Annotated in this window: 12 protein-coding genes; 11 read left to right on the top strand and 1 reads right to left on the bottom strand. The window is 41.5% G+C overall.

Going from position 1 to position 13,710, the window contains the following annotated elements:
* Positions 1 to 70 precede the first annotated feature (70 nt).
* The 11 genes from xseA (at position 71) to I2483_RS01355 (ending at position 13,291) form a co-directional block, all read left to right on the top strand.
* Positions 71 to 1,426: an exodeoxyribonuclease VII large subunit gene (xseA, locus tag I2483_RS01405; protein WP_207173310.1), complete on the top strand. Its 1,356-nt coding sequence runs from the start codon at positions 71 to 73 to the stop codon at positions 1,424 to 1,426.
* A complete protein-coding gene (locus I2483_RS01400) occupies positions 1,427 to 1,669 on the top strand; it encodes an exodeoxyribonuclease VII small subunit (protein ID WP_186670551.1) in 243 nt (80 codons plus the stop codon). It begins immediately after the preceding gene.
* Positions 1,662 to 2,546 carry a polyprenyl synthetase family protein gene (locus I2483_RS01395; protein WP_207173308.1) on the top strand — a complete coding sequence of 295 codons (885 nt, stop codon included), beginning with the start codon at positions 1,662 to 1,664 and terminating at the stop codon, positions 2,544 to 2,546. Before I2483_RS01400 ends, I2483_RS01395 begins: the two co-directional genes overlap by 8 nt.
* Positions 2,547 to 2,642: 96 nt before the next feature.
* Entirely contained in the window at positions 2,643 to 4,544 is a 1,902-nt protein-coding gene (dxs, locus tag I2483_RS01390; protein WP_207173715.1) for a 1-deoxy-D-xylulose-5-phosphate synthase, read from the top strand.
* Positions 4,541 to 5,362, top strand: coding sequence for a TlyA family RNA methyltransferase (locus I2483_RS01385; protein ID WP_207173306.1), 822 nt, complete (start codon positions 4,541 to 4,543; stop codon positions 5,360 to 5,362). Before dxs ends, I2483_RS01385 begins: the two co-directional genes overlap by 4 nt.
* Before the next feature lie 91 nt (positions 5,363 to 5,453).
* Positions 5,454 to 5,903, top strand: a complete 450-nt coding sequence (gene ahrC, locus I2483_RS01380; RefSeq protein ID WP_186670548.1) for a transcriptional regulator AhrC/ArgR — start codon at positions 5,454 to 5,456, stop codon at positions 5,901 to 5,903.
* Between the two features lie 15 nt (positions 5,904 to 5,918).
* Positions 5,919 to 7,616 (top strand): DNA repair protein RecN, encoded by a 1,698-nt coding sequence (recN, locus tag I2483_RS01375; RefSeq protein WP_207173304.1) that lies wholly within the window; start codon positions 5,919 to 5,921, stop codon positions 7,614 to 7,616.
* Positions 7,617 to 7,779: 163 nt separating this feature from the next.
* Positions 7,780 to 8,748, top strand: coding sequence for a SpoIVB peptidase S55 domain-containing protein (locus I2483_RS01370; RefSeq protein ID WP_207173300.1), 969 nt, complete (start codon positions 7,780 to 7,782; stop codon positions 8,746 to 8,748).
* Positions 8,749 to 9,001: 253 nt separating this feature from the next.
* Entirely contained in the window at positions 9,002 to 9,793 is a 792-nt protein-coding gene (gene spo0A, locus I2483_RS01365; RefSeq protein ID WP_207173297.1) for a sporulation transcription factor Spo0A, read from the top strand.
* Between the two features lie 1,235 nt (positions 9,794 to 11,028).
* Positions 11,029 to 12,591 carry a FapA family protein gene (locus tag I2483_RS01360; RefSeq protein ID WP_207173295.1) on the top strand — a complete coding sequence of 521 codons (1,563 nt, stop codon included), beginning with the start codon at positions 11,029 to 11,031 and terminating at the stop codon, positions 12,589 to 12,591.
* Complete coding sequence (locus I2483_RS01355) at positions 12,584 to 13,291, top strand: glycerophosphodiester phosphodiesterase (RefSeq protein WP_207173293.1); 708 nt, start codon at positions 12,584 to 12,586, stop codon at positions 13,289 to 13,291. The genes I2483_RS01360 and I2483_RS01355 overlap by 8 nt, the downstream gene beginning before the upstream one ends.
* 95 nt (positions 13,292 to 13,386) lie before the next feature.
* Here I2483_RS01355 and I2483_RS01350 read toward each other — a convergent pair whose 3' ends face one another.
* The gene (locus tag I2483_RS01350; RefSeq protein ID WP_207173291.1) at positions 13,387 to 13,623 is read right to left on the bottom strand and encodes a DUF2627 domain-containing protein; all 237 of its coding nucleotides are present in this window, start codon (positions 13,621 to 13,623) and stop codon (positions 13,387 to 13,389) included.
* Positions 13,624 to 13,710: the final 87 nt, after the last annotated feature.

Raw genomic sequence — 13,710 nt, 5'->3', positions numbered from 1 at the left:
AATTGGACGGACGCTGTTTTTCTTAGAAAAGACAGCGTTTCTATACGTCAAGAATCGGGAGGCGGGACTGTTGGCCGGGAACCCACACTTGTCTGTACAAGCATTAACAAAATACATTAAACGGAAGTTCGATGCGGATCCCCATTTGCGCAATGTGTTTGTCAAAGGCGAACTGTCGAACGTTAAAAGTCATCCGAGCGGACATATTTATTTCACCTTGAAAGATGAAAAAAGTAGGATCCAGTCAGCGATGTTCCGTTCAAGCGCATCCAGTCTCAAATTTAAGCCTGAAAACGGCATGAACGTACTGATTACAGGTGATGTAACCGTTTTTGAAACGAGCGGAAACTATCAATTATATGTCCAATCAATGCAACCTGATGGTATCGGTGCGCTGTATCTTGCATTTGAACAATTGAAGGAAAGTCTAGGGAAAGAAGGTCTATTCGATACACGCTTTAAAAGACCGTTGCCTTCGTTTCCAACTAAAATTGGTGTAGTTACGGCGCAATCAGGTGCCGCAATCCAAGATATTTGCTCAACAATTGAAAGGCGTTACCCACTTGCGGAAATCATTTTATTTCCTGCGATTGTACAGGGAGCGCAAGCAGCACCTTCCATCGTTAAATCAATCGAACAGGCAGATACATATGGCTCCATCGATGTGCTCATCGTTGGACGTGGCGGAGGTTCCATCGAAGACCTGTGGGCGTTCAATGAAGAATCGGTCGCACGGGCAATCTTTTCATGCCGAATTCCGGTTATTAGCGCTGTCGGGCATGAAACCGACACGACAATTGCCGATTTTGTCTCTGACAGAAGAGCGCCTACGCCTACTGCTGCTGCTGAAATGGCCGTTCCAGCTCGTGATGAGTTGTTTGAAAGGCTATTGGACCGAAAACGTGCCATTTATAAATCCCTTTCCAATCAAATAAAAAATGAACGCAAACGTCTAACAAGTCTACAAACATCCTACCCACTTCAATTTCCAGAGCGTCTTTATCGCCCATTCACTGAAAGATTGATTGGACTTGAAGGCAGACTCTTTCGAAGTGGACAAGATATTACGGGATACCGTTTATCCCAGCACCAACGATTGAGTAGTATGCTGTCCACTTTCTCACCTGAACAGCGAATCAAAGAAGGACACAGGAATGTTGCGGCACTGACGGATCGTCTAACACGGGGAGTTCATCAAGATGTCCGCATCCAGAGTGATCGTTTCCATGCATCTGTACGTATGCTGAAAGCACTTAACCCACTGACTATTATGGAACGTGGGTATTCGATTGTTTATCAGAACAACGAAGTTGCCAATTCTGCCAAATCACTAGAGGTTGGTGGAAACATTCAAATACGTTTGCAAGACGGAACCGCGGAAGCAACGGTCCAAACAATTACAATGAACGAAGGGGAGGAAATTTAATTGGGAAAAGAGCCAATCCGCTTTGAAGAAGCAATGCTTAACTTAGAGGAAGTCGTCCAGAAGCTTGAAACAGGCGACGTACCACTGGAGGATGCGATCACACTTTACAAAAAAGGGATGGAACTATCCGCTTATTGCCACGGGAAATTACAGGATGCTGAAAAACAGCTCATTTCCATTATCGACAAAGATGGCAACAAAACTGAGTTTGATCCGACAAAAGGTTCCGAGTCGAATGCATAATGAATTGCAACGATTTATCACAGAAAAACTACCTATTATCGATACGAAACTAAATAGCCTGCTTGTGAACACAAATGTATCTGAAACATTGAAATCCTCGATGGCCTATTCAATCAATGCCGGCGGTAAAAGGATCCGGCCACTCCTTGTTCTAGCCACGCTCGAAGATCTTGGTGCCGAATCAGAAGATGCCTTGACGGTAGCTTGCGCTGCTGAATTGCTACATACGTATTCACTTATTCACGACGATTTGCCTTGTATGGATGATGACGATTTTAGGCGAGGTAAACCGACGAACCACATCGTTTACGGAGAAGGTGTTGCTGTACTTGCAGGTGATGCGCTACAGACACTGGCATTCGGAAGTTTAACTCATTTGGTAGATACATCCCCACAAGACACTCTACGAATCATCCGTTTACTGTCGGAGGCTTCTGGGGCAACTGGGATGGTCGGCGGCCAAATGCTTGATATTGAAGGTGAGACGCAAAGGTTGTCTCTATTAGAACTCGAAACGATACATGTGAATAAAACAGGGGCTCTCTTGTCATTTTGTATCGGGGCCGGTGCAATCCTAGCAGGTTTAGATGAAGATAGGTCTGCGAAGTTAAAAGACTTTGCGTACCATATTGGACTCGCGTTTCAAATACAGGACGATATTCTAGATATCACGTCTACAACGGAAGAACTTGGAAAGTCTGTAGGGAGCGATGCAATAAGTGAGAAGTCGACGTACCCATCACTATTGGGTCTAGAAGGTGCAAGGGCACGTCTAGCAGCCCATCACCAATCCGCAAGAGATTCCCTTACGTTTTTGGAATCAGAGCATCCATTCCTTGGATTATTTGCGGATTACATCGTAGAACGAAAGTCGTAAAGTGCAACAAATTGTTGCCCTGGTCGTCCTTATTGATATAATGTAGGCAGTTCAGTATTATCCGTGGCAACTATTATGTGAAGGTGTGTGATCATGATGGAAATTACAGAAATTACGAATCCATCTTTTATTAAAAAACTCGATAGGGATCAGATGGTGGAATTAGCAGAAGAAATTCGGAAATTCCTTATTGAGAAGTTATCTGTTACAGGTGGCCATATAGGGCCTAATCTCGGTGTAGTTGAACTGACACTCGCCTTGCATAGACATTTCAATAGTCCTGATGATAAAATCATTTGGGATGTCGGCCACCAAGCATATGTCCATAAAATTTTAACAGGACGTGCAGGTGATTTCGATACGCTTAGGCAATTCAAAGGTTTATGTGGATTCCCGAAACGTATTGAAAGTGATCATGATGTATGGGAAACAGGTCACAGTTCCACTTCACTGTCTGCAGCTATGGGGATGGCAGCTGCACGAGATGTCAAGGGCGATTCGAATTATGTAATACCAGTCATCGGAGACGGTGCGCTGACAGGCGGTATGGCACTTGAAGCACTTAATCATATCGGTCACGCAAAGACGAACATGATTGTTATTTTGAATGACAATGAAATGTCAATTGCTCCAAATGTCGGTGCACTTCATGCGGTCCTCGGAAAACTAAGAACTGCGGGTAAATATAATAGTGCAAAAGATGAACTTGAATATATTTTGAAGAAAATCCCAGCTATTGGTGGCAAACTCGCTACCGCCGCGGAGCGCGTGAAAGATAGTTTGAAATATCTTCTCGTTTCGGGCGTTTTTTTCGAAGAGTTGGGCTTTACCTATCTTGGGCCGATTGATGGGCATGATTTCAATGATCTTGAACGTAATATTCAATACGCCAAAAAGATGGATGGGCCTGTCTTACTTCATGTTATTACGAAAAAAGGCAAGGGATATAGCCCTGCCGAGGACGATAAAATCGGTACATGGCATGGAACAGGGCCTTATAAAATCGAAACAGGGGATTTTGTCAAGTCTTCCTCTTTAGCCCCATCATGGAGTGGACTTGTAGCGGGTACGGTTCAAAAAATTGCACGTGAAGATAGACGCATCGTTGCAATAACGCCGGCAATGCCTGTTGGTTCGAAACTGGAATCATTTGCAGCGGAATTCCCGGATCGTTTCTTTGATGTTGGTATTGCTGAGCAGCATGCAACGACGATGGCAGCAGGTCTTGCAACGCAAGGGATGAAACCGTTCTTAGCAATCTATTCGACATTTATGCAACGGGCTTACGATCAGATGCTTCATGATGTTTCCAGACAAAACTTAAATGTCTTTATCGGTATTGACCGTGCTGGCCTAGTAGGGGCAGACGGTGAAACGCATCAAGGTGTCTTCGATATTGCCTTCTTAAGACATATGCCGAATATGGTTATTATGATGCCGAAAGATGAAAATGAAGGTCAGCATATGGTGAAAACGGCGATAGATTATGATGAAGGTCCAATAGTGATGCGTTATCCGAGAGGAAATGGACTTGGTGTACCTATGGATGAAACATTACGTCCAATCCCAATCGGTTCATGGGAAGTGCTACGTGAAGGTCATGATGGTGTCATTTTGACGTTCGGAACGACAATCCCGATGGCACTTGAAGCTGCCAACCTATTATTTACTAAAGGGATTCAGGTGAAAGTTGTCAATGCAAGATTCATCAAACCACTTGATACTGCAATGTTAGACATGATTTTCGCAACTGGAATGCCGATTATTACAGTTGAAGAGGCAGTTCTCGCCGGCGGTTTCGGCAGTGCTGTACTTGAGTATGCACATGATACACTTAGGACTGCCGTGCCGATTAGACGGATGGGCATTCCGGATCATTTCATTGAACATGGAAATGTTGATGAACTGCTTGCAGAAATCGGTATGACTGCAGGTCATCTAGTCGAGAATATGGAATCATTTATTAAAATGCAAGCAGTGGAAAGGGAACAAGTATGACAAATCGAATACCGAAAGAGCGAGTAGATGTCCTCCTGGTCGCGCGTGGTCTCTTTGAAACAAGGGAACAAGCAAAGCGCTCCATTATGGCGGGCATCATCTTTACCGCTGAAACAAGGCTAGATAAACCAGGTGAAAAAATATTTGTAGATGCACCGCTTGTGGTTAAAGGGTCGAAACTGAAATATGTCAGTCGAGGTGGCCTGAAGCTTGAAAAAGCACTTGAGCAGTTTGATGCTGACGTTAACGGCAAAATTGTACTGGATATCGGTTCATCAACGGGTGGTTTCACAGATTGTGCACTGCAAAATGGCGCGTCACATTGCTACGCGCTTGATGTTGGGTACAATCAGCTGGCATGGAAAATACGTCAGGATCCACGCGTAACTGTAATGGAAAGAACAAACTTTAGACACGCGACACCAGAACTTTTCACCGAAGGTATACCGCAATTTGCAACAATCGATGTATCCTTCATCTCATTGACGCTTATCCTGCCTGCGTTAAAGCGCATTATTGCGGACGGCGGCGATGTCATGGTCCTTGTGAAGCCGCAATTTGAGGCTGGAAAAGGAAAGGTAGGAAAAAAAGGTGTTGTTAGGGAAAAGTCCATTCACCTTGAAGTTTTAAGAAAAATCGCTGATGCATCCATAAAAGAAGGATTCAGTCTTCGCGGGATTTCATATTCTCCGGTCACTGGTGGGGAAGGGAATATTGAGTTTCTATTCCACCTGACTTCTGAAGACGATGCTTTGACATTATTTGACGATGTTTCATTCGACAACCTTGTCGAAGAGGCGTACAAGGAACTGCAATAGCACGCATTAATTTGCGTGCTATTCTTGTTGGATGAAATAATGGGTGGTAGAGTATGAAGTAAGATATTATTATGGTATGGGAGTGATTAGTTTGAATAAAGGGCATAGGCAAATTCGTATTCGGGATATTATATCGAATTTTGAAATAGAAACACAAGACCAACTCGTAGATAGCTTAAAAGAAGCAGGTGTAGACGTGACGCAAGCGACCGTTTCACGTGATATAAAAGAAATGCATCTTATTAAGGTCCCTTTGTCTGATGGTAGTTATAAATACAGCTTACCACCCGTACATAAGTACAACACAGAACAAAAACTTCACCGTATGCTGACTGATGCCTTTGTCAGTATTGATGCAGCAGGTCATTTTATTGTTTTGAAAACGCTTCCTGGAAATGCACAAGCAGTCGGTTCTTTAATGGATCATCTCGGATGGGATGAAATACTTGGAACCATTTGTGGCGACGATACAAGTCTGATTATTTGTCGTGATGAATCACTGACTGTAGTAGTAAAAGAAAAACTGTTGGCGATGCTCTGAAAGAGGTGAAAGCAATTGTTACGTGAAATCTCCATAAAAAACTTTGCAATCATTGAACACCTTGAAATAACATTTGACGAAGGCCTAACCGTATTAACTGGAGAAACAGGCGCAGGGAAATCGATTATTATCGATGCTGTCCAACTGCTGGCAGGTGGAAGAGGATCACAGGAATTTATCCGTCATGGAGCAACAAAAGCCGAACTGGAAGGGCTTTTCACTATTGAAGAAGAAGCGCATCCGATTATTGCTCAATTAGCTGAATTCGGTATTGATGCACAGGATGGCGTCGTTATTTTGCGACGCGATTTGAATTCGAATGGTAAAACGGTTTGCCGTGTCAATGGGAAGCTCGTGACAATTGCAATCTTGAGAGAAATTGGTTCTCAGTTGATTGACATACATGGTCAACATGAAAACCAAGAATTAATGCATGAAAGAAGTCATATTCATTTACTCGATCATTTTGCGGGTGAGAAACTGGGACATGCTACTGAAAATTATTCCGAACTGTATGAGAGTTACCGAAAATTGAAACGGAAGCTTGAAAAGGCAGATGATAATGAGCAGCAAGTTGCACAACGTATTGATTTGTATTCATTCCAGCTGAAAGAAATAAATGCGGCCGCACTTGTCATTGGTGAAGAGGACCAACTCGAAGCAGAAAAACAAAAACTTCAAAACTTCAATCGATTATTTGAGCGATTAAATACTGCATATGTGTCAATCAGTGGGGATACACATGCGCTTGACTGGGTAGGTTCAGCGATGAGTGATATGGAGGATGCAGCTTCGGTCGATAAAACCTTGAAGCTGCATGCTGAAACGATTGCAACGAGTTTCTATACCTTGCAAGATACTGCACACGAGCTCAAAAGTATACTTGATGATATGGAGTTTGATCCTACAAGACTCGAAGTAGTTGAAGAGCGCCTAGCCCTCCACATTTCCCTGAAAAGGAAGTACGGCAAAACAATTGAAGACATTCTTATGCATCGCGATAAAATCACAGAGGAACTTGAAAATTTAGTAAGCAGGGATGAACGTCTTTTTGCTGAGCAGGAAAAACTTGCGCAGCTTCTTCAGGACTTAGAAATCGAAGCAGAAGAGTTATCAATTATTCGCCAAAAGTCGTCTATTCAATTAGAAGATGCAATTATGGAACAGCTGGAGCAACTTCATATGGGTAAAGCCTCATTTAAAGTGGATATAACTCGAAAAGCAGCGGGTACTTTCGATTCAAACGGATATGATGATGTGAACTTCTTGATCTCGACGAACGTTGGGGAACCGTTGAAACCACTTGTAAAAGTAGCTTCGGGCGGTGAAATTTCCCGCATAATGTTAGCAATAAAGACAATATTCTCTAAACATCAAGGTGTTACTTCACTTATTTTTGACGAAGTGGATACGGGTGTGAGCGGAAGGGTTGCACAAGCAATTGCGGAAAAAATAGCAATAATCGCAACAGATTCCCAAGTGCTTTGTATTTCTCATTTACCGCAAGTTGCCGCAATGGCCGATCATCATTACCTCATTAAAAAAAATGTAATAAGTGACAGGACGATGACGGAAATTCATGATGTCATCGAATCAGATAGGACTGAAGAATTGTCTAGGATGTTGTCTGGAGCTGAAACTACGCCATTAACATTAAAGCATGCGGAAGAGTTGTTGACATTGGCCGCAGAACGTAAGAAATCGTTTAGATAATCACTTAACGTGCATACTACAGTATGCACGTTTTTTTTATTTTTTTACTTATTGTCACAAATTGCAATGAAATTAATGTTCGTTCCACTTTTGCTTTATTTACCCTTTCATAACATTCCTCTGAACGGACATACCAACAGTATCTTATTAAGGGAGGTGAAATATGGGATGGAGTAGACAGTTTAAGTTGGCCGTTTCGTTTTCTGTGCTTTTACTTGTCGTGCCATTCTCTACAGATGCAGCATTTGCAAAAGACGGAACGCTGATACCGATGGGGCAGTCGATTGGTATTAAGATGGATTTGTCGGGCGTCTACATCACTAATGATGTCATGATCAGTAAAGATAACTGGTTGAAGGCAGGTGATCTAATCGGACAATTAGACAATGTAGCAGTCAGTACACTTCACGAGTACGAAAAAGTATCAACCTCGATGCGTGACAAGAAAGAAATCGTATTGCAGGTCATCCGAGACGGGGGAAATAGTCAGGTTCTAGCAGACGGCGAGGCGATGAAACGTCTCCTTCCATTCCTGAAAGATCGAACAGAAGGGACAGGGACCTTGACGTATGTCGACCCGGACAAAGGGACATACGGTGCACTCGGTCATCAGATCATCGACAGTGCATTGAAATCACCACCTTCGTTCAGAACAGGAGCGATTTATCTTTCGGAAATCGATCAAATTAAAAAAAGTGTACCCGGAATTCCAGGTTATAAAATTTCAACGATTGTCGATGACGATGATTTTTTAGGGACGATTCGAATAAATGGTCTTTATGGCATTTTTGGATCGTGGAACAGTGATTCTAAGGAAGTGTTAGCCGAACCTTTAACGATTATGCAGCCAGCAGAAGTAAAAGTAGGCGCTGCTGTAATTTACACAACGATTAAAGGAACAGAAGTTGAATCATTTTCCATTCGAATTACAGAAGTAGAACATGACCAGTTCCATTTCGTATTAACAGATCCCAAATTGCTCGAAGCGACGGGGGGTATATTACAAGGGATGAGTGGAAGCCCTGTTATCCAAAATGGACAATTTGCAGGTGCAGTAACGCATATGTTTGTCGATGATCCCAAAAAAGGTGCTGCCCTTTTTCTGGAGAAAATGCGTAGCGGGGAAAATTAATAAAAGGGCCAACTCGAACAATGAGTTGGCCCTTTTGTCCTGTCGTGTTAAGCTTATCGAGAACGATTCGACAAACGCTTATAAAAGAATGGAATTGGTCGAAGTTTAGGGAAACCATATGTCAGAAGTTTCATTTTTGTTAAATAAAAGAGGGTTACTACACTATTCGTCGAAATTTCCCTTGTGTAGTTAAGAGAATGTTGCTAATGTTTAGGGAAAGAAGTCGTCATAAACGTACAAGGGGGAAACGGGAATGGATAAACTGAAAGTCGCGATTGCTGATGATAACAAGGAACTTGTGAGGACAATGATAACATACTTTGAAAGGCATCCTGAAATCGAAGTCATTTGGACGGCGCATAACGGGAAAGTATGTCTGTCGATGTTAGAAGAAAAAAAGCCGGATGTCTTATTACTTGATATCATCATGCCACATCTTGACGGAATTGCGGTTTTGGAAACGTTGAGTGGAAATGCACAAACTGCCGATGTGCATATAATTATGTTGACGGCATTTGGGCAGGAAGATGTAATGACACAAGCTGCGAGTCTAGGGGCTTCCTATTTCATGCTTAAACCGTTTGAATTCGACCGACTTGCAAACCAGATATTCCAAGTAGCAGGAACAAGAAAACCAATCGTTCCGATAGCTCAAGCTAGCGGAGAGTATGCGCCAGGAACAGTAAGCCAAAAAGTGCTGGATACTACAATTACAGCAATTATTAAAGAGATTGGTGTACCTGCTCATATAAAAGGTTATGCCTTCATTCGTGAAGCGATTCAAATGGTTTACACGGACGTCGATTTGCTTGGTTCAGTGACGAAAGTACTTTATCCCGAGATCGCAAAAAAATACAATACGACAGCATCCCGTGTCGAGCGTGCAATTCGCCACGCAATTGAAGTCGCATGGAACCGTGGCAATTACGACGTCATTTCAAAAATGTTTGGCTACACAGTGCACCATTTGAAAAGCAAACCAACAAATTCAGAATTCATCGCAATGATCGCAGATAAGATTCGTCTTGAGCATATGGCGAGCTGATTATTGGTATGAAAGGGTTTTCATGAGCTACTAAGCCAACCTATTTTCAGGATTTATACTAAACTTCAATATCTATTCCTATAAACTCCGACTCAACAAGCCGACTAATTTTTAGATTAGTTGGTTTTTTTAAGTCCAGAAAGAAGTATATCTATTTTAGTTAGCAAACAGCAAAAGAGTTAAAGTGTAATTCATCTCCCACTATAAATCATCAATTACAAAGAGAATCCCCTCTTCCTGACTAAAGGTGTTGCTGAATGGATTGATTACACAGGAAGAGATGGATAGTTATTGAATTCGGTTGATGAAGACGAAAAGCTGACACATACATTATATTCATTAAGTTAGAATCGTGAAATGTGATTCCTAACTGAAAGCGCAGATGAAAAAGTAACTATATACAACGTATATATTGAAGGTTGAACTTTTATTTGTCGATCAATTATATAAATGAACAGAAATAGGCGCACGGAGTCATACGAGGACTCTGTGTGTTCTTTCTGTATTAATATTATTATGCTAATTCAACTTTTATTCGAAGTATCTTAAAGTGGATTCTGTGAGCTTTTAAATGAAGGATGTATATCATATGGGGAAAATGACAGCAGAAGAAATGTTAAAGATGACTGAGGAATTAAAAAGGTAAGAAAAGGAGCCAAATAACTAAAGACAGGATATAGAAGAACTACGCTAAGGCTCATTCAAAGGAAGTTCTTCTATACAAAGAGGATATTTGTCTAAAGAGATTTAAGAGCGCCTTTGTGACCGGTTATTAATCTGCTGAAAACGGATTGTGTTCATTTGGTTGGTGTGGTAGATCACTCAATACAGGCGAGAAGACTAAGCCTACTTTTTTATTTCCAATTGGAGGCTATCTATTCGTATATATTGATGATAAAATCGAGTTTGAATAGACCAACTAATTTTATAAATAGTACAATAAACTTTCTGCTTTTTGAGTAGGTATAGAAGAAATTGAAGTTGATATAACAACTTTTATAAAGTCTAATTCTAAAATAGGTAAAACATGTTCAGAATTCATCGCAATGAAAGCGGATAAAATTTGTATTGAGCATATGGCGAGCTGATTGAAAAAGACCTAGTTGTGATAATAGCTACGCCTACTCTTCGAATCTATTTTCGTGTGGTAGGCTTTTTTTAACTGAAAGTTAATTAATCTGACAAATCGGTTTGGGATGCTCTATAATGTGTAAGAGAGAAAGGATGAAGCGTCAGTGTTAGTTCAAAATGAGTTTTTCGATCTTTTAGTACGAGAGGAAAAAGTGATATTGCGCACCAAGAAGAATGGTTTTCCACTTAAATCGTTCGATGCAATAACGCGTGAACATCCGCGTTTAAAAATCATTTCATTCCCAGTTTTAAGGAAAGCGCTTACAGAAGTAGAAGCAGAACATATAATAGGCAATTGGATTCCAACTATAGAAGTTGCTATCGCTGCTGATAAAATGACCGCTCAACTTTACATAAATGTGTCAACCAAGGAATTTGAAGAAAATAAACAATCAATCCTAAATCAGGCTGAAAAAGTGCTTGATGATACCGGGGTGATTTACGGCAGGACAATTTTGCAAGATGAGCCGTTTAAACCGGGTGAATCGATTATAGCGGCTTTAGGAAGAAAGCCGCAAAAAGGTGAAGATGCGGTCGTATCATATATAGAAATACCAGAAAGAAGACCGATGATCCGTGAAGACGGCTCTGCTGATTATTTTGAAATGAATTTCGTTACGCCCATCAAGCAAGGCGATTGGCTTGGCGAAAAAACATCGCCACAAGAGGGCATCGACGGTAAGGATGTTTTAGGTAACGATCTCGCTGCACGGCGTGGCGAAGATGCGAAAATTTACTTTGACACGAAGTCAGTGGCTGACGAACAAGAAGCGGACAGAGTAGTGCTAAAGGCGTCACACGGTGGGGCCTTGGAAAGCATTGATGGTGTCATTAGTGTTGGGAAGCAATTAATTATCAGTGGTAATGTCGGACCTGAAACGGGCTCGATTAAATTTGACGGATCAGTTGCTGTATATGGAACAGTCCTTGCAGGATACTCGGTTAATGCGACTGGGGATATTTCTGTAGAAGGAAATGAAGGTATCACAAATGCGAAGGAAATTCAGTCATCTGAGGGAGACATCTACATAAAAGGTGGGATTTTCGGGGGCGGATTGACGATTGTCGAAGCACAAGGGAATATTTTTGTTAAACACGCGAATAATTGCAAACTGTATGGGAAAGAAGTACATGTCGGCTTATATTTACTTGGCACAGAAGTTATCGCAGAATCTGTATTTATCGATAAAAATCAGGGTAAAATTATTGGCGGGGAAATTAAGGCGCTTTATAAAATTGAATGTGCATTTGCAGGTAATAGTCACGAACGAAAGACAATCCTTAATGCGAAGGGGATTGACAAGGAAGTAATGTATATGGAAGTTCAAGAAATGGCTAAAAGTTTGAAAGAACGCCAAGGAATCATCGAAAAGCTTGAGCAACATGCTCTCCCATTTAGGAATAGTGGAAGTCTTATGAAGGGGTCACAAGCGGAAGCATATGAAAAAATATTGGCAACGATTGAATCGAACAGAGATGCTATAGTTGAACTTGATAAAGAAATTCAACTTGGGTTGCGTAAAATTAAGCAATCAGTTCCCGCTCAGATTGAAGTGACAAAAGAAGCGTATCCGGGTACAATCATTCTAATTGGATCCAAGTCGTCTACGCTTCATAGTGGGACAAAAGGCATTTTTGAAATCATTGATGGTGTCTTGAATGTCTAATCCGACCGTTTTTGCACATCGGGGCTCATCAGGTATCCGCTTTGAAAATACAATGAAAGCATTTGAGAAGGCCGTCGATCAAGGTGCTGGCGGCATCGAATTAGATGTGCAATTGACAGAAGATGGAGTGCCGTTCGTCATCCATGACCCAGGGCTCCTAAGGCTTGCTGGTATTCGGAAAATGATTTCATCTATGACGAGTACAGAACTCACAAGAATTCGTGTGGGAAGAAGATACAGACGGTTATTCTGCGGGCACTGTATTCCGACATTGATAGAGGCGGTGTCATTTTGCGAAAAGAACAATTTAGCTCTCAATGTTGAATTGAAAGAAACTGTTTCGGATCGCCCCGAATTGATCAAAATGATTGTTGATATTATTTCTGTAATGGAGAATGTTCACATTTCCTCATTTGATTATCGCTTGCTTGAACTGGTCAAGGAGGAAAGCGAGCGAATGGAAACAGCCTTTCTTATCGGAAAGAAGAGCGTGGATTGGACTAATCTTAATCGGTATTCATGTGCAGATGGATTCCATTTTCACAAACGATTGTTAAAAGAGCCCTTTTTGACGAATGTGCTTCAATCAGGAAAAAAGATTCGGGTTTATGGAATGACTGGAAAAGAACCAATCACTCTTAATCCGCCCCCTTATATAGACGGTTGGATAACGGACTATCCAGATCGATTCAGTCAATAAGTAAAAGGACCAAGACGTTGAACATGTCTTGGTCCTTTTACTGGTCTTCCAAATAGATTGTAGGCCTATGATAACATGTCGTAAAGCTTACGCTGTTACTGTTGTTTAAACCGTTCTTGTACGCGTCCTTTTCGTCGATCGCGTCGCAATAAAAATCCTGCGAAAAACCACAGGCCGCCCGCGAACAATAAAAAGCCTACAACGAATTGAAGCCAAATGAACGGAAATGGTTTAAATAATACGCCAAATATCGAATCTCGCATTAATTTTATACCGCCGGCCGCAAAAAGTCCGGGGATTAGCAAGACCATAAATGCTGCTAGACGTGCCATATACAACAACTCCTTACCGAATCTAATTTTACCTACTCAAATTTAATTGTCAAGAACAGCGCTTTCATGTATGATGAAATTGTAATT

Source organism: Sporosarcina sp. E16_3 (assembly GCF_017347125.1).
In the GTDB taxonomy this organism is placed as follows: domain Bacteria; phylum Bacillota; class Bacilli; order Bacillales_A; family Planococcaceae; genus Sporosarcina.
This window is presented reverse-complemented; position numbering and strand designations above follow the sequence as displayed.

Coding starts and splice junctions, on each gene's coding strand:
- I2483_RS01395 (WP_207173308.1), top strand. CDS start 1,662: ATGCATAATGAATTGCAACGATTTATCACAGAAAAACTACCTATTATC.
- dxs (WP_207173715.1), top strand. CDS start 2,643: ATGGAAATTACAGAAATTACGAATCCATCTTTTATTAAAAAACTCGAT.
- I2483_RS01385 (WP_207173306.1), top strand. CDS start 4,541: ATGACAAATCGAATACCGAAAGAGCGAGTAGATGTCCTCCTGGTCGCG.
- I2483_RS01370 (WP_207173300.1), top strand. CDS start 7,780: ATGGGATGGAGTAGACAGTTTAAGTTGGCCGTTTCGTTTTCTGTGCTT.
- spo0A (WP_207173297.1), top strand. CDS start 9,002: ATGGATAAACTGAAAGTCGCGATTGCTGATGATAACAAGGAACTTGTG.
- I2483_RS01355 (WP_207173293.1), top strand. CDS start 12,584: ATGTCTAATCCGACCGTTTTTGCACATCGGGGCTCATCAGGTATCCGC.
- I2483_RS01350 (WP_207173291.1), bottom strand. CDS start 13,623: ATGGCACGTCTAGCAGCATTTATGGTCTTGCTAATCCCCGGACTTTTT.